We start from the raw sequence: 16,911 nt of genomic DNA, 5'->3' as shown, positions 1-16,911 counted from the left end.
ATACGCTCAGATCCATAACTGACTCTCTAGCAAGCTTTACACTGCTGCATCTCTTCTCAAATACATGGAAAGAAAAATGTGATTTCAACATCCCCAATGAATTACTGGCCCAGAAACCATAACCTCGCTAGAAAAATCTTATACCCTTACTTTGCGTACTCACAAGACAATTTCAGCTGAAGAAGTATAAAAGATCAGACAAGTAATCACCCATTATACAAACCACTATCTAACAAAATCGAAACCTTCCTTGTAAGCTGTTTCTCTAATCTCCCTTGCCAGGCTCAACTGCTTATCACTCGGAAGCTTTCCAAATCTATGGAGCTCTACACACTTCCTTGGAATTCCAACTCTTTTGTCATTATTTGGGTAGTAACCAGAATTGAACTCCGATACTAACTCCCACTCTTCTGCTGAAACAGAAAGCACATATTCCAATACGGTTATACTCTTCCCTGCCTCATCGATATCTCTATTTTCTTTCGCGGAATCCTTTACACCATCGGCTGATAACACATCATTTCCACTAAGCCGACTCAAATCAAACTCAACCGTTAGCAATTTCTTCCAGCCTCTCTCGGACTTACAGAATTCACTGGGATTCGTAATGCCACCGGTAAACATAACATCTGATATTTTATTACGAATTACATAGGCCATTGACGTAAGTGTACTGAGCAATGTATCGGAGACGCACTGATTTATGTATATGTAATTAAGATTAATATCCATATTTTTACCGATCAACGCATTCCGCAACAATGCAATACTATAAGTAACCAACTCCGCTTTCAGACCTCTATTCTCTTTGTACCAATCAGCATTCAAGATTGCGCTGTCAGTCATCCTAAATAGTAATATTTTTGAAACCAAATCATTGTAATATGAGGGGCCGAAAGCCGCTTCGTCTTTCTCGAATTCCTTAACTATATCTGCTCCGAAAGACTTCAAATTTGCTTGAGCACCCTTTTTTACTATATAGGGTTTCATACGCCATGTATTTTCATACTTAGCCATATCAGTTTTGTTAAACAGTTGCTTTTTTGGATACTCGGCCTCAAATCTACGGCGCTGACTACCACTCAGTGCACGAAGCATAGTCGAGTATTGCCCTCTAGTCCGTTCATAAAACCATTTTGTTGAAAACCCATTACGGCCAGCAGGCATTAACTGCTTTCTGGAACGAGTCTCTATATTCAGATGGAACGGATGATTAGAAACCATGTCTGATTGCTGAATAGAGTTTTGTGAGTTTGCGTATGTGGCGATATTCGACTTCATTATGTCTGAAGCTACCTTGTCTTCAATGACAGTCAACTTCATCTGAATATAAACTCTCTCCAAATCTATATCACTATAATTGTACATACCATCCACGCCTTTAATACCTCCTTTTTCACGAGGTGAAAAGTAGATCGCAGCGGTAGTTTGGCCCCCATTTACTATTTGCATATTCGCTAAAGACGTAAGGTACAGCTGCCCGTCTTTAAATACTGTATTTGCTTCAGTAGCTGTTACTGTGATGCCGTTGTTATATGCAAAGAAATGATCGGGCTCAGTGACTAGTGTTTTCCGAATACCTCTATTGGTACTAGCCCTAAAGTCAAGAAATGTCCTTACATTACTTTCTAGCAGTCTCTGACCATAGTCATCATATATCTTACTTAACAACTTAGCTGGCATTACCCCTAAAAAGGTACTAAAGCCATGTTCCGATATATTTGCAGGGAGGATTCTTACACCATCATCGTATTTCGTTAAATCAACCGTAAACTCCTCATATTCCGAATCAGACCTCTCAAGCCCACGTGTTCGTTCTAAATCCCAAATCTCAATTGACGTCTCTTTATCGAGAGTTTCATTAATACTCAACTTTTTCACACGCTCACTAAGCACTTTATCAGTTAGTATTACGACCCTAATCTTAATAGCCTCAGGTAGAAACATAGAGATTTCATTGGCAGCCACCCGACCAGGATCTGTAACTTCCAGCGACTCAATAAATGACTCACTATTAGCTGCCAGAAAGAACCTAGATACACGCATTCCAATATCATTTATGTCCGAATTAACTAGCTTGGCAACTGATTCACTATCGTTGGTAAAATCTACGATAAGTCCACAAATAGTCCTTTCTAGCGGGTTCCAACTATAGCCATCAATCCGAATACCTTTTCTTGTATTCCTGTACGGACAGTACTCGACATTATCAAGAATTCCTGCATTTGAAAGCATATCGCTCATAAACTCAAAGTAGCTTTCTTCAGAAAACACTTCATTTGCTTCTGAACCAATTGAAATGGCATTAAAAAGCTCTCTTTTATACTCAGCGATGTCACTCATAACCAAAGATCTCCCTAATACTAGTAGCCACCTCGTGAGATTTCAGTGCCCCTATCGCTATTTCATACTCTACTTCTTTTATAGCTAGTGGTACTTCGGTACGAGTAAGCTTTGGAAATTGATCATCAACAAGGTAAAAAGTAACGTCAACAACTTCGTGAACGCTCTCTAGCTGTATTTTGCTAGCCTTACTGTATAAATCGCTAACTTTTTTCAGGAAAATACTATTCAAGATAATATCATTTTCGATTTCCTCCAAGCACTTTTCATATAAGGCTCTGAGGCAAAACCCATTGGTGGAGGAAGATGGTGAAACAGTGACTCTCATGAGATAAAGAGTGTTCGTAACTCTATCTAGCTGATCAAGAGAACTAATTCTGACTGACTGTTGATTGCCAGAAAGTGTTGTCTTAACTTCCAATGCACTATTATTGAAAGTGAAGTCTTGTTTCTTCCCCTCCAACCCCACCCATGCTCTAACAGAGTCTTCGGCATCGAATGTAGTCATAATATACTGAGAAAGTACATATAACTCGCCCAGTAAACCAATAAACTCACTCTGTGATAAACCTGTACGGCTAGGCCTTAAGAAGTTCGCCCAAGATTTAATTCTTTCCTGCGTCTTTAAAAAAAGCTGGTTACCTTCATACTTGCTACAGTGAAAAGCTATGTCCTTAGCTACAGTGGCGAATTTTTCATCAGTCTCTTGGTCATGTGTAAGCAACCGGCAGACAAGCCTATACTCACCTGAGTATAACTTCTCTACCGTAACTTCTAATCCAGCAAGACCCTCAAGAGCTTTCACGTTGTCAGCACCGCTATCCTGTACAAAAAAAAGCAATCCTTGATTATCATCCTTTGATACCCAAAAACGGTCGTCATTTAGGTACAACCTCCTCCCTTTTGGGTAGCAAGGTTCACTGATATTCTCCCACGGGTTATCAAGAAAAAATTCGGAGCTTTTACTCTTCATCAGAATAGTCCTCATACGAACTGATTTCCTGGAGTTGGCTATGAATCTTATTTACTTGATAGCTATGTTTTGTTTGCTTTACAATCTCACTAATTTCTTTATTTGTTTTGCCTTTTAGGTTTTCCGATCTAGGTATGGATACAGTATAACCAACTGTAGGCATACGACCATGCCCCAACTCAACAATGGAATCATCGCTATTATCGACCATTGGACTTACGGCTACTGCAAAAAGATATATCGTCAATCCAGGATAATCTCGAGTATCAGAACATAGGTAATCAAAGCTTACTGGCTTACGATTTAACAAACCTGCTATCTTTTCTCTTTCTGTACTATCAAGGAAAATCTTCTCATCATCTGAGTTACCCAGATTGACACTTTTTACTTTGTACTCGTTGTTCCTTTTTTCCATTTTCCTTTTGGGCAATGTGAGCGATATACTAGAATTGAATACATAGGACTCATTGATAAATCCTCTCTCTTCTTCAGACAACTTTAATTCCCAGGGCGTCATTCTTGTTTTCTTCTGATTGAATAGCGAAATACGAGGCTTGCCTAGACCCAAAGCTTTCATTTTCTTTAGGTGATTTATTAATGCTCCGTTACCTAGATCATCTTCGGGTAGATCAATGTCTTCAATATATTGAACTATTTGATCGTAGCTGACACCTGAAATAACTATTGAACCTGTTTCATGATCCTTTTCAAATTTAGTTTCACTACCGCTGTCCTCAATTATTCTAGTAATAAACCTCTTAGTGTAGTTAAGATTCTTTTCATTAATCTTAGGATCAGGTCTAAATCGAAAGCGGCGTTGAATTTGACCCCATAAATCTTGCGATCGTACTTCAGATTCGGAAGCACCCATCTTATTTTTTGCCGTAATTATCATAGCACCCGGATGTTCTCTTACCTTTAGTCCAAATTCACTTGGTCGCTGCTCACGCCTACTCATCAATTCTAATTCATGATAGAGCTCACGGATTGCACTTGATATAAAGGAATACCAATATATAGACTCTTGAGGAAGGTACACTCTGCACAGGTCTGCATAGTTCGGCCGATAACCAAACCACCTGCACATTTGCATTAAAGTATCGTAGGCCTTTGAGTTTCTCGCAAAATAGGAGATACTCAGCCCTTCTAAAGTCAAACCTCTTGAGAGCTTATGGCCGCCTATAATGATTGCAGAAAGCCCATGCTCTTTATGAACGGAGTAGTTTAATTCTTTCCCGTCCGACTTTTTATTGCTTTGATTGATTGCCCATACTTTAATCTTAGACGCAGACTCTAGAAGTTTCTTAAAGATGTCCTGGTACTGCTCTTCAATATCAAACCTATGTTCAAATGTTTTTTCCAGCTCTCTAATGATATTACTTTTCCTTGCTTGGTCGTAATTAAGAGCCGAATATGACTCGAGCGCTTCAACAATCTCGACTTTGTACTCACCAATAAGAAATTCCAGTTGATTCTGATGGCTTTTTAAGTGAGATATATTTACCAGCATAGTATTATGCGAAAAACGCTCTCCCCTTAGCGACCTAATCGCTGTAACCAGCATAAATGCTCTAACTGCATCTTTTAAAGAGTCGGGTATAGATAATATTTCATCAGTCTTTTTGAGTTCGTAAACACTGCTGTGGTCATCTATAGGAATAGTAGGAGAATTCCGTGTCTTATAAGGAGACTCTTCTTCTGACTCTCGATTATCTAAGTCCCTAAAAAAGTAGTCTTGTCCCAAATAATTATCAGGAACCGGTATCTTTATCATAAAATCAGATGGGAATAGATCCATTTTCTCAGTGTATGAATTCTCATCAGGATCAATAAATATATTAGCAAAAGGAGTAGCGGTGTAGCCGACGTATGTATTTCGACTGAAAAGGGAAAGGAGTTGTCTAATGTACTCGTTTGTTTTAGTAACTTCTTCTTTATGGTGTTTTGTGTTTATAGATGCATAGTCTGCCTCATCATCAATTAGTAGCAATGGGCCTTCTAGTCTCTTACCTAGATCAGGTTCAAGAAAGTGATAGTCTTTAATCCAATTGAACAATCTTTCCATCACTCCGGTATGCTTCTTAATTGTGAAAATGACCGGATCTTCACCTGTAAGTTTGAAGCCCAAGCTATCTGCAAAATTTTTGTTAAAGTCTCCTGCTGTAGTAGTGCCCGTATTAATATTAATTTCTTCAAATAATCCTACGCCGATAGGAGATGGTTTTACCCTATAGGCTCTAGTCAAATGTATAGAGTGACGACCAAGAACACCTTCATCTACCCTTTCTTGTGTTTGCTTTCTAAGATCATTTAAATGCCCCCCTAGCAAGACTATGGTTTTGTATCCACAGTCGATAGCCTTATTAATCAATCCAATATAGTTCTGGGTTTTTCCCGACTGAACGTTACCCATTACCAGACCCTTTCTAGACCACATTCCCGGTGTGCTGGGATCACCGGAGTAGTCAAGAATGTCGTCAATTACTTTCTCATTGGCTTCGACAATAGCAGTTGATCGGCCTTGTGACTCCAGCATCGATCTATAGGCTCGCCAATGCTTCCATTCTATCTCTGTTTTCTTGCTATCGAACCAACGTGGCAGTTCCGGATTATGTAAAGTTATCGCTTCCTCTCCAACTTTCACATTAAACATATTTCCAATGTGAAACTTTAGACGAGCCACGTCTTCCTCGGTCATTTCGAAGTTCGGAATACTATTGTATTCAATGGCAATTTCGTTGATTATTTCGCTAATGAGCCCGTTAGAAATTGCCGATCCGAATTCTTCCATAATTCTCAATTTGGCAGAAACTTGGGAGATTAATCTATCGAATATAGTTTGCTTCATTGTTTACCTTCAAAAATCTTTTCAACTAAAAAATCAAGTGAGCTCATTTCATCGATATTTTGATTTACGTCACTCGGGCGCTCGGCCATCTTTTCGTAGATATTGTTTATAGGTAGGTTACCGGCCAAATTGGTCAAATACTCCACAAGTAGTCTTTTCTGTCTAGCATCACAAGTTTCAAGGAATGAGGTCAACAGGCTATTCGTTGTATCAATCTGATAACTAATAGCACCTTTATTTTCATCTTCACATACTTTCCAAAAACCGTTTGCAGCTTCTATTTTTCCTCGATAGGTATGTATACGCCGTGAGCGTTTCACAGGATCTGAAAGGAATTTTCTCAGCTCTCTCTTCACGCGAGGCGGCATTTGTAAGCTTGATTTTTTTACGTCAGTAGACCAATCATTATCAAGCGTTGAGGGAATGTCGACCTGCACTCTCGCTAAAGCACTGAGCTGGCTGTTTCTAGCCATACCCATCCACCCCCCTGCACTAATAAGTCTTTTTTCACGATATATGTATAAACCTTGACTTTGAGATATGCCTGCTGCTCCACCTAGCAGCTCAAGTTCATTAGCATTCATGTTCTTAAAGTGGGGCAGTACATGGGTTTGGATTTCAATATATCCACCTTTACACCTCAATCTTTCAGATGGCCCTTCTTGGTAACCAGTAGCATCTGACATAAACGGATCAATTGGCTTGATAGTGCTGCCGTTCAACCTAAACGTACACTTACCACGCCCTGTCATAAACCTGTGGAAGTAAAGGGCTAAGTAATATCTTAATTCAGAAAGTTTGGAAGATAAGTCAAGATCATAGTCTCGAGCATGATTACCGCCGTCTATGAAATTAAGCTTACCCCAAATAATCTGAGTACCACATTCCTGCAAGCTCCCTTCTATAAACCCAGAAATATCTAGGATTTCATTATTTTCAAATACTTCCAAACACCATGTGTTTGTTTCTTCAACTTTGTCAATATCCCATCTTGCTGCAACGATCGGCAGTCCCCGTTTTTTGGTTACGACTGTCAATTGCCTGGCTTGAGAAAAACTAGCCGTCTTTAAGCCCGAGCCGAATCTTCCCAAGTCGCCTTTATCGCGCTCTTCAGAAGGGTCCTTACAGCCGATGCGCATGTTACAAATCAGTTCTTCTAAGCTCATACCAAAGCCGTCGTCAAGTATGGAAATTACTGGCTCGTTGAGTCCAGGGGGGGCCAGTACTTCGACTATACTTGCATCTGCAGTGAGCGAGTTGTCAAGAATGTCTGCTATAGCAGAATTGAAGGTATACCCTATACGCATCAAAGTTTTAATATGTGACTTTGGATCGGGAGATTGATCTACTATTCTAGGCATCCTGCTCAAGCCCCCAAATCAGAAGGGCTTTATTAAGAGCGATATTTTCATTTATATCCAATCCGTCTGCAGACGCACTTCTCCTTGCCATATCCAGAGTGAATTTTCTTAGTTCAATATCATTTACTAAAGACATGTAATGTTCTAATTGAGTATTAGACTCAAAAAATTCATCAATTGCTAGGTCTATACTCTTAGCAGTAGTGCGAGGAAACTTCTCAAGCACTATCTGGAATATAGCCCTCTCCTCCAACTGAGAAATGACTCCGTCTTTTGCACAGATACACGCAGCTATTTTAATGCAAGCATTCAGTTCACTACTCATTTCAATAGTATCCAATTTCTAGTATGGGCTGAGTTTATTGATAGAGAATTGGCACTTAGAGCATGTACCACTTGGTCTAGCACTGACTTATGAGCCCTAGTTTTTCTTAAATCAACAGATCGAGAATGGAATATCGCTCTATTCCAATTGCAGTATTTGAACCAAATAAGCGCTGAAGTTGGGCGATTAAAGTACTTGACATATATAGACAGGCGACTGATTCCCTCATTCGCCGAAGATTCTAAATGTAGTTGTTTAACAACGAACGGGATTAATCCCAATCTACAACTCCCTTAAACCATAGCGAGGTACTTTCTTATTAGTAGCTCGAACCACTATAGGTTTAACAACACTTTGAGTTATTACTACAGAATTTTCCTACATAACACAAGAGCAAAGGGGGGCGCAAACGACACCCCGTCGATCAGTCGATCACGCAGGAACCTTATACCTCCCGGTGTTTGAGAGAATTCTGCTGCAGTTCTGACTTATAGCTTTTGTGAGTTTATGTAGGTATTCCGGTGACGCGCAAGCACTCTTGAGCGTAACAATGTGTGAAGTAATTTCACAAAGTGACTATAGAAGCTTCCACCGTGCCGATCGCTTTGGTGTTGCTGTCGATCTGGTAGGCGAGCATTTGCAGGCGCAGGCGGTCCTGGCCGCTGGTTATGGTGTAGTTGGCTGGGTCTTCCGCGACTTTAGCCAGCAGTTCCCATTGGGCCGGGTCGTCCTGGTGCAGTAAGGCGGCGAAGCGTTTGCTGAAGTAGGCTTCTTCGGTGCTGCCATTGCCGGTGATGAGCCCGGCGGCGCGCAGCAGGTTGGTCCAGCCGCTGTTGGTGTTGGTGCTGTGAGAGCGGTAAATGTCTTCCAGCTCCAGGTCGTGATCGGTCAGGAAGGCACTCAGGCTCACCTGGTTGCTGCCTTTCAGCGCGGCATAGCGAGTGAGCTCGGCTTGCAGGCGTCGCCAGTTCTGGTTAATGGCCTGTTTCAGGCTGTGCAGTATGTGTTCGCGCGCGGTTTTATGCAGCTGCAGGTGGCAGCCGCTGGGCAGTTTGGCGAAGCCGTGCTCGACGGAATCGGCAATCTCCCGGCGCGAAAGGCCGGTGATGCTGCTGTACAGGGTGTCGAACCGGAAGCCATCCTGATACTGGCCTACAAAATCCGGGGAGGCTCTGAACAATTCACGCGAGGCTCTGCGGGAGCCAAAACGTTCTGCCACAAGGCGCACTTCGCAGCGCAATGGCCGTAGCCCTTGTCAAGAGGTGCAACGCCGGGGCAGGACGTTTTGGCCCCGCCCTTCGGGGCTTTCCGAGGAACCTTGCCACTTCGTTGGGCTCATTTGAAAGGTCCAGACCTTCCGGCATGAGCCCGCCTCGCGGCAAGGTCCCTCGGAAAAGCCAGAGCTCCGCGTGAATTGTTCAGAGCCTCCCTGCACCAGGCAGCTTTCCTTGCCTTCATAGAGCCGCAAGCCGCGGCCGATCTGTTGCTGAAAGACGGTGGCGCTTTGGGTGGGGCGCAACAGCAACAGGGTGTCGACGAAGGGTAAGTCGATGCCTTCGTTGTAGAGGTCGACGGTGACAATCACGTTGATCTCACCGTTTTGCAGTTGGCGCGGGGCGGCGTTTCGGTCGTCTTGGTTGGTTTTACCGGTCACCATGCGGGCGGCAATGCCTGCCTGGTTGAATTGCTCGGTCATGAACGCGGCATGCTCAACAGACACGCAAAACGCCAGAGCTTTGCACTGGCGGGTATCGGCCACCAGATTGCGCCAGTTGTTGATGATGGTGCGGGCGCGCATCTGGTTGCCGGTCAGCAGGTTGCTGAGCTGTTGCTGTTCCAGTTGCGGCTGGCCCCAGTTAATCTTGCGGTAGTCTTCGCCGTCGTCGCAGCCATAGTATTCGAACGGGGCCAGTAGCTGCAGGTCGAGTGCGTGCCACAGGCGCAATTGGGCGGCGGGTGTGCCGTCGGGCCGGTTGTGGAAGTGGCGCAGGATGTTTTTGCCATCGTGGCGTTCCGGGGTGGCGGTCAGGCCCAGTAACACCGCGGGCTCTACTGTGGTCACGAACTTTTCGAACCCTTTGGCTTCGATGTGGTGGCATTCGTCGATCACCACCACTTGCCAATAGCCGGCGCCCAGTTGCGCCAGCAGTTCCTGGCTTTGCAGGCTCTGGATGGTAGCGAACAGGTGGTTGTGTTGCTCGGGGTCGTGGTGGCCGGTCAGCAGATCACCAAAATTCGGGTCGTGCAGTACCTGGCGGTAGGTGTGCCGGGCCTGCTTCAGAATCTCTTCCCGGTGGGCGACAAACAACAGCCGGGGCTGACCGCCCTGTTGCCGGGCAATGCGCCGGTAGTCGAACGCGGCCATCACCGTTTTACCGGTACCGGTGGCCGCCACCAGCAGGTTGCGGGTGCGATCGTGCGCGCGTTCGTTATCCAGCTGTTCGAGAATGTCGGTTTGAAACGGCTTGGGCACCAGGTCGAAGAAGGTCGGCAGACCTATGGGGGCGTCGTACTGGGTCGACTCCCGTTTCAGGGCGCTGCGCAGGGCGGCCTGGTGGTCGCTGTTGTTCGGGTCGTAGGGTTGGAACTCATTGTCGAGCCACAGGGTTTCAAAATGCGCCTTGGCCCGGCTGAACAGATCGGGCTGGCCATGCTGGGTGAACTTCACCGTCCATTCCAGCCCGCCCATCAGCGCGGCGCCGGAGAAGTTCGCGCTGCCCACATAGGCCGACCCGAAACCGGTATCCCGCTCAAACAGCCAGGCTTTGGCGTGCAGCCGGGTACGACGCCCATCCAGCGAGACCCGCACTTCACAGTTCGGTAACTCAGCCAACTGGTTCAGGGCTTTCTGATCGGTCGCGCCGGTGTAGGTGGTGGTGAGCACGCGCACACTGGCCTGGCTGCGGCCCTGGCCATCGGTCGCGGTAATGGCCTTCAGGCGGTCGAGCAGTTTGCGCACACCGGATACGGTGATGAAGCTCACCAGAATATCCACATGGTTGCAGCTGTTCAGCTCGGCTTGGAGTTCGTGCAGCAGTGCCGGGGAGTCTTTGCCTGCGGTGAACAGCCAGGGCTGGGCCAGGCCAATGGCTGGGAGTTCTGGCTTGAGCCCCCTGGGGTGAACCGCGCGCAGGGCTCTGGGTGGGGAACTGATGGTGTTGGCGAGTATAGGGGGTTGCTTCAGGGAAGCGAGCAGTTGGTTGACCCAGGCTACTTGTTCTTCGGCTTTCTTCCTTGTTTCTGTGGCTTTGATGCCATTCAAGCTCTGGACCAGTTGCTCGGCTAATGCCATTGCCAGGCGCTCCGGCAGGTTCGCTTCGCTGATCTTTTCGAAGGTGGCTTCCAGCAGGGATTTGTCCACTTGCTGCTGAAGGTCATCGGTTGCCAGAAGGTCGTAGAGGCCCTGGTAAAGCTCATCCATGTTGGGTTCCCTAGGTTACAGCTTATACCAGGTTCGCATGGTTTGGAGGAGGATGGCAATCCTATTGCTCTAAACCTCTTTTTTAGACCTCCTTCTTAGAGGTCACCGTAGCACCAATCTTATCAATTACTGGTATAGGCCATGAAACGTAGGGGATATTCCTAAAGACTTTGTTTTCAACGCCGTGGTTCTGGGCTTTCTCAGTCGCGACATACGCATCTCCTTCTTTTGTCACCAGGCCAAAGCTCTCTGCGTTGGCTAGGAACTCCAAAGTGCTCAGTTTTAATCGCCTCGCCGCCTTGGAAGATGACAGTCGCTCTGGGAGTTGAGCATTCTCACCAGTGGGCTGCTGGAGGAGTGGTGACTTCTTATACGCCTTCTTTTCTGCCGATACCTCTTGGTTTTCAACGGCAGGTGTATTCTCCGGCTTTTCCAACCCGTACCTGGACCAAACATCCATTTGAAGAGCAGTGTGCATTTTCGCGAGTTTATTGCCAAACTCTTGCAGTTGTTCCGGGGTCAATGCCTTTCCGCTAAACAAACGTCCTACACCTTTTAATCCGGCACTTAGATCACGTAGGTTTAGTGGCTTTTCTTCTTCTCTATTCCACACCTCCTCTAGCCTGTCTGGTCGACAAACATTATCAAACTTTCTATCTTTAGGTTTGATCAGCTTGGCTTTGTAATCTACCAGCACATAATGACTAAAGTGCAATGCTTCGTAGCCAATGGCATTAAGCGCATTTTTAAGGGTCACTTCGTGCCGTTGCGATTGAAGAACTGGCGAAGGTATTTCTATGTAACGTGTTGCATAGTCATCCCATCGCCAGAAAACCCCATCATCATCGATTTTAATACCCGTAGAGAAGGACTTGGTTTCATACAGTTTCACAAAACCGTAACGGTTAATTGATAGGTGATCTATTTGGGCAATGTCACCGTCTAAATCCAAGCGAAGATCGTGTAAAAGGATGCTTCTATTAGATTCCTGGAGTAGCTTATCCAGAAGATAGGCGGATGATTTTTCTGCTGAATGACCGGCTTTCAGTTTTAGAATGTCCCCCTTAACCTGCTTGGCGATACGTTTGTCTATGTTGCTCACATGCGCGTGTATTTCTTCCAGATCGGCTAGTCTTTGATCAATCGTGTCCGTCTGTTTTGCCGCTTTCATGCTTATATATTCCCAAATTTGTTAAGTATTAAGGCAGATTACCAACTTTACTTCACTATCTGAACAACAACCGACTTGGAGCTTGATGTCCGCAATGCCTAGTAAAAACTCCTAGCCGCCATACAACAGCGGACAGCCTACCTCGCCCGATTATCACGAATATGCACTGTTTTGTTATGAGTCTGCACTTCAAACAGTTCCGATGCCTTAACCAGTTCACTCAATTTTTTATACCCATAATTGACGGGTGAAAAAGAGCTGTTGTTGGATATGTAGGATCCAACACCCCCTAAGTGTGCCCACCCTTCCTCATCTGAGGTTTGTTCTACGGCCGTTCTCAACAGCTTCACAAGGGCCGTATTCATTCTCAGCTCATTTCTGCTTTGCTTTTTCGGTGAAGGATGCGCTTCAGCTTTTGTAACCGTGTTTGCCGCCGGCTCCTGTTCCTCTGCTGTTTCTAGGTTCTCGGTATATATAAACTGGGAACACGCATCCACGAACGGCTGGGGCGTCTTTTTCTCACCAAAGCCGTATACCGTGAATCCACTCTCCAGCAGGCGCATGACCAGGGGCGTGAAATCGCTGTCGCTGGTCATAAGCGCGAAAGCATTCACATTGTCACCATACAATAGGTCCATCGCATCGATGATCATGGAGGCATCGGTGGCGTTTTTGCCTTTGGTGAGGGCGAATTGCTGAATCGGGCGAATGGCGTTGGGGTGAACCTTTTCGATCCAGCCTTTCATGGCCGGGTTGTTCCAGTCGCCGTGGGCGTGGCGGACGTTTACCTTGCCGTATTTGGCAAGCTCTTCCAATACGCCCTCAATGGCTCTGTGGCTTACGTTGTCGCAGTCAATCAACAGTGCGATATTTTGGTTCAGCGCCATAAGACCCACCCTTCCTGAATGAATTATACAGGTCTGAGCATAACGGGCTGGTGGCTCACTGAATACCCATAAAAGGGTTCACTCTACAGAAGGGGGTAATACTGGTTAGGGCTTAAGCCGTGGCGGGTGGTCAAAGAGGGTAAGCACCGTTGGTCTGAACGTGGAACCGCCCAGACCACTGGCTTCATTCGCCGAAGGCCTCCGAATAGAGCCCTCGCTGCCGGGCGAACAGCCGGGCCAGGCCGAACAGGGTTTCGATGTTGGGCACGTCGACGTTTACGGCCCGGGCGATGTCCAGTACCGCGCCCACCAGGGCGTCGAGTTCGATCGGTTTTTTGGCTTCCACATCTTGCAGCATGGACGTTTTAAACGCGCCCAGCTGTGCTGTTAACGCATGACGGGCTTCGGGGTCATCGTCGATGGCAATGCCAATTTTGGCGCCTACCGCGGCCGATTCCCGCATGGCGCGGGACATAAACGCCCTGACGTATTCGTCACTCAGAATCCGGTCGCCTTTAGCTCCGGCGATGGCAGATATCGGATTCACCGTCATGTTGCCCCAGAGCTTGTACCAGATGTCGCGCTGAATGTGGTCGGAATCTGTTACGTCGAACCCGGCGTCGCGCAATACCCTGCCTATCGCACGAGCAGGGTCTGTCTGTTTGCCCACGGCATCGCCAACGATGATTGTACGGTCTTCAATGGGGCTCACGCTCCCGGGCACCGGCGATGAAGCCGATAGATAAGTGACGCAACCGATCACCCGGCTGGCATCGATCGCAGCGGATACCTTCCCGCCCGGATCAACCGACGGTAACGCGATGTGGCCCGGTGCTTCCGGCAGGCCAGAGAAGAACCACCAGGGCACACCGTTCATCGCCGACAGCACCCGTGTCTCGGCTCCGAGCAGCGGCGCTATTTTTTTCGCGATGGCAGGCAGAGCCGTGCTTTTCACGGTGATGATGACCCAATCTTGCGGGCCGAGTTCGGCAGGGTCGTCCGTTACCCGTAACGGTACGCGCCGATCAATCTCGGTAACGCTGCCCTGTTTGTACAGCGTTAACCCGTGTTGGGCGACGGCCGCGAGCGTTTCGCCCCGGGCGACGGCGCTGACCTCGTGGCCGCTTTCGCTTAGCCTGGCAGCGAAAAGGCCGCCTATGGCTCCCAAACCGTATATACAGATTTTCACAGCGCCTCCCTTATCTCATTGAGTGATGTGAACCACACGAAAGGTCTCGTCGCTCAGCGCCTGTTACTCAACGCCAGCGGCGGCAACGCCGGTGGCGGAAACGTCTGCTACCTCAACCGTGTTACGTCCTGAGCGTTTGGCTCTGTACAGTGCCTGGTCAGCATGATGAATCAGCTCTGCCGGGCTCTGCCCATTCTCGCTATCGGTAAGAGCGATGCCCAGACTGGCCGTCACCGGGGTATCGTGAGCGATGACTTCCCGCAGCCGTTCGGCAATTGCCCGGGCGCCAGCCAGGTTCGTTTTTGGCAGGATCAGCGCAAACTCTTCTCCGCCGTAGCGAGCCACACTGTCTCCGTGCCGGCTTAGGTCGTAGGCACACCGGGCGACGGTTTTAAGCACTTCATCGCCCGCCTGGTGCCCCTGGGTATCGTTCAATGCCTTGAAGTGATCGAGGTCGAACAGGATCAACGCCAGGCTGGTACCGGCCCGGGCATTGTCTTCCACTGCCCGGTTCAAATGCTCATCGAAACTGCTTCGGTTCAATACGCCGGTCAGCCCATCCAGTTCGGCGCGTTCACGCAATAGGGCTTCGGCAGTGACTTGCTGGGTTTCGTCCTGTATCAGAATCAGGTAGCCCAGGTGCATCTGGTGCTGTTCCAGCCAGGTCAGTTGCACGCGGTAATGGGTTCGGTTGTCGGGAGACCATATCAGCCAGTGGTCCCGATCATTCAATGCTTCGAGTACGGCGCCAAACCCGGGCAAGTCGTCGTAAATGGCGTCAATCGATTCACCGGTTTTAAGTTGGGTTAACCCGGGAAACATCTGTTGCGCCGCAACATTACAATCGAGCAATCGACGGTTGTGATCGACAATGATGCAACCCGAAGGAATGGCGCCAAATACCGTACGCATGACAATGGGTTCCAGGCCCAGTAACCCCCAGTTAAGTACCCCAAACCCCAACACCAGCGCGCTGGGCACAAAGGCCAGCGGAACGATATCGAGATCTGTGGGGAGCGAAGCGAAATCCCCCACCAGAGCGAACAACCAGGGAATGATAATGCCAATGAAAACGGCGACGGCCTGTGTTCTGAACAAGCCATACACTTGGAAGGCACGACGCCCGACCAAAACCAAAGCGATAGCGGCATTCGAGAGGTAAAACACATCGAACAAATGGTAAAACAAACCGGGGGTAAAACTGACCGCGGCGACATCATCCACCACAGTGAACGCTATGTTCCGATAATAGAGGTCATGCCAGGGGCTCGACCAGTGCAGCAGGGTAATCAGCAAGGAAAAACCGAAGGACCCAATCAGCACCGCTTTCAGCCAGGGGTGCTGGAACGGCAAGCCGACATAGCGGCCCACTACCAGCAACATCAGGGCCGGCAGAAAGGGGATGCTCAGATACTGGATGCGATTCCAGAACCAGGCACCGCTCAGGTCGCTCGCGAGCGATTCAAACGCCAGCGCCAGGCTGTAAGTGGCCATTGCCAATAACAGCAAGATGAAACCAACATTCTTGCGGCTCTCTGGCCGTTGCCCGGTGAAGGAGGCCAGCAGGAGCAGCAGTGCAGTTCCGATCAGATTAAGGGCGGCAAACCAATGCATGAGAAGCAAAGACGAAAGATTTGCCTGCATTTAACCACGCCCGGCGGGAAAAGCCCATACAGGTAGGTGGCCCCTCCAGCGCTTAAGTTGATGTAGACCAAAACCACCAAGCCAAATAGCCAAATAGTCGGTCAGAATCAATGCACGCTAGGTTGAACCGAAGTGCTCGGTCACGTTCTTTTACGAGCGCTGCAACAACCGTTCGATATCATGACTGATGTCCGAAGCCGGCTGATCACTCTTCATCAGCACCTGGGCATTGCCCTGCGAATCGAAGCCATAAATGGCTGAACTGTGTGACACCGAATAGTTGCCGTTGTCGTCGGGTTCACCATAGCCGTAAGTGGCTCTCATGCGTTTGACCAGGTCGGATAATTGCGACTCGGTGCCGGTAAGACCGATAAACTGTGGGCCGAAAAAACCGGTGTACTCGTTCAATGCATCGGGCGTGTCCCGCGCGGGGTCGACACTGACAAACAAGACCTGCACATCGTTCTGCCTGTCGGCGGGCAAGGCGTCAATGGCGGTCGACAAACGTTGCAACGTTCCCGGGCAAATATCCGGGCAATTCATAAAGCCGAAAAACACCAGGCTGGCTTTGCCCCGATAGGTTTCTTCGGTTACCGCTTCACCGGTATCTGACGTCAGTTCGAATTCAAGATCCGACATCACGCCTTCAATGTTTGAGCCGGTCCAGTCAGTATCACCACCGGTACAAGCCGTTATCAACAGAGCCAACGCAACCGCGCAGGCGAGTGGCAGGGTTTTCATCACAAGCG

Annotated in this window: 12 protein-coding genes; all 12 read right to left on the bottom strand. The window is 47.8% G+C overall.

Translation table 11 applies throughout. The features are described from left to right. Nucleotides 1–225: 225 nt before the first annotated feature. The 12 genes from ACHUE7_RS00520 to ACHUE7_RS00465 all read right to left on the bottom strand — a co-directional run bounded on the left by ACHUE7_RS00520 (nucleotide 226) and on the right by ACHUE7_RS00465 (nucleotide 16,903). A complete protein-coding gene (locus ACHUE7_RS00520) occupies nucleotides 226–2,343 on the bottom strand; it encodes an AIPR family protein (protein ID WP_394168225.1) in 2,118 nt (705 codons plus the stop codon). Further along, nucleotides 2,336–3,316 (bottom strand): PD-(D/E)XK motif protein, encoded by a 981-nt coding sequence (locus ACHUE7_RS00515; RefSeq protein ID WP_394168224.1) that lies wholly within the window; start codon nucleotides 3,314–3,316, stop codon nucleotides 2,336–2,338. Before ACHUE7_RS00515 ends, ACHUE7_RS00520 begins: the two co-directional genes overlap by 8 nt. Continuing rightward, complete coding sequence (locus ACHUE7_RS00510; protein ID WP_394168223.1) at nucleotides 3,306–6,164, bottom strand: Z1 domain-containing protein; 2,859 nt, start codon at nucleotides 6,162–6,164, stop codon at nucleotides 3,306–3,308. Before ACHUE7_RS00510 ends, ACHUE7_RS00515 begins: the two co-directional genes overlap by 11 nt. Next, nucleotides 6,161–7,525: an ATP-binding protein gene (locus ACHUE7_RS00505; RefSeq protein WP_394168222.1), complete on the bottom strand. Its 1,365-nt coding sequence runs from the start codon at nucleotides 7,523–7,525 to the stop codon at nucleotides 6,161–6,163. The genes ACHUE7_RS00510 and ACHUE7_RS00505 overlap by 4 nt, the downstream gene beginning before the upstream one ends. Beyond that, nucleotides 7,518–7,850: a hypothetical protein gene (locus ACHUE7_RS00500; RefSeq protein WP_394168221.1), complete on the bottom strand. Its 333-nt coding sequence runs from the start codon at nucleotides 7,848–7,850 to the stop codon at nucleotides 7,518–7,520. Before ACHUE7_RS00500 ends, ACHUE7_RS00505 begins: the two co-directional genes overlap by 8 nt. A gap of 565 nt (nucleotides 7,851–8,415) precedes the next feature. Beyond that, on the bottom strand, nucleotides 8,416–9,069 hold the full coding sequence (locus ACHUE7_RS00495; protein WP_394168220.1) for a hypothetical protein: 654 nt from the start codon (nucleotides 9,067–9,069) through the stop codon (nucleotides 8,416–8,418). A 36-nt stretch (nucleotides 9,070–9,105) separates the two neighbouring features. After that, a complete protein-coding gene (locus tag ACHUE7_RS00490; RefSeq protein WP_394168219.1) occupies nucleotides 9,106–11,271 on the bottom strand; it encodes a DEAD/DEAH box helicase family protein in 2,166 nt (721 codons plus the stop codon). Nucleotides 11,272–11,353: 82 nt separating this feature from the next. Next, nucleotides 11,354–12,442 carry a nuclease-related domain-containing protein gene (locus ACHUE7_RS00485; protein WP_394168218.1) on the bottom strand — a complete coding sequence of 363 codons (1,089 nt, stop codon included), beginning with the start codon at nucleotides 12,440–12,442 and terminating at the stop codon, nucleotides 11,354–11,356. Between the two features lie 137 nt (nucleotides 12,443–12,579). Next, complete coding sequence (locus tag ACHUE7_RS00480) at nucleotides 12,580–13,329, bottom strand: NYN domain-containing protein (protein ID WP_394168217.1); 750 nt, start codon at nucleotides 13,327–13,329, stop codon at nucleotides 12,580–12,582. 184 nt (nucleotides 13,330–13,513) lie between these two features. Next, the gene (locus ACHUE7_RS00475) at nucleotides 13,514–14,518 is read right to left on the bottom strand and encodes a 2-dehydropantoate 2-reductase (protein ID WP_394168216.1); all 1,005 of its coding nucleotides are present in this window, start codon (nucleotides 14,516–14,518) and stop codon (nucleotides 13,514–13,516) included. 63 nt (nucleotides 14,519–14,581) lie between these two features. Beyond that, a complete protein-coding gene (locus ACHUE7_RS00470) occupies nucleotides 14,582–16,162 on the bottom strand; it encodes a histidine kinase N-terminal 7TM domain-containing diguanylate cyclase (RefSeq protein WP_394168215.1) in 1,581 nt (526 codons plus the stop codon). 150 nt (nucleotides 16,163–16,312) lie between these two features. Then, nucleotides 16,313–16,903, bottom strand: coding sequence for an SCO family protein (locus ACHUE7_RS00465; protein WP_394169136.1), 591 nt, complete (start codon nucleotides 16,901–16,903; stop codon nucleotides 16,313–16,315). Nucleotides 16,904–16,911 lie beyond the last annotated feature (8 nt).

Source organism: Saccharospirillum alexandrii, from assembly GCF_043641555.1.
Taxonomy (GTDB): Bacteria; Pseudomonadota; Gammaproteobacteria; order Pseudomonadales; family Natronospirillaceae; genus Saccharospirillum; species Saccharospirillum alexandrii_A.
This window is presented reverse-complemented; position numbering and strand designations above follow the sequence as displayed.

Coding starts and splice junctions, on each gene's coding strand:
- ACHUE7_RS00485 (WP_394168218.1), bottom strand. CDS start 12,442: ATGAAAGCGGCAAAACAGACGGACACGATTGATCAAAGACTAGCCGAT.
- ACHUE7_RS00470 (WP_394168215.1), bottom strand. CDS start 16,162: ATGCAGGCAAATCTTTCGTCTTTGCTTCTCATGCATTGGTTTGCCGCC.
- ACHUE7_RS00505 (WP_394168222.1), bottom strand. CDS start 7,525: ATGCCTAGAATAGTAGATCAATCTCCCGATCCAAAGTCACATATTAAA.
- ACHUE7_RS00520 (WP_394168225.1), bottom strand. CDS start 2,343: ATGAGTGACATCGCTGAGTATAAAAGAGAGCTTTTTAATGCCATTTCA.
- ACHUE7_RS00490 (WP_394168219.1), bottom strand. CDS start 11,271: ATGGATGAGCTTTACCAGGGCCTCTACGACCTTCTGGCAACCGATGAC.
- ACHUE7_RS00510 (WP_394168223.1), bottom strand. CDS start 6,164: ATGAAGCAAACTATATTCGATAGATTAATCTCCCAAGTTTCTGCCAAA.
- ACHUE7_RS00500 (WP_394168221.1), bottom strand. CDS start 7,850: ATGAGTAGTGAACTGAATGCTTGCATTAAAATAGCTGCGTGTATCTGT.
- ACHUE7_RS00480 (WP_394168217.1), bottom strand. CDS start 13,329: ATGGCGCTGAACCAAAATATCGCACTGTTGATTGACTGCGACAACGTA.
- ACHUE7_RS00465 (WP_394169136.1), bottom strand. CDS start 16,903: ATGAAAACCCTGCCACTCGCCTGCGCGGTTGCGTTGGCTCTGTTGATA.
- ACHUE7_RS00515 (WP_394168224.1), bottom strand. CDS start 3,316: ATGAAGAGTAAAAGCTCCGAATTTTTTCTTGATAACCCGTGGGAGAAT.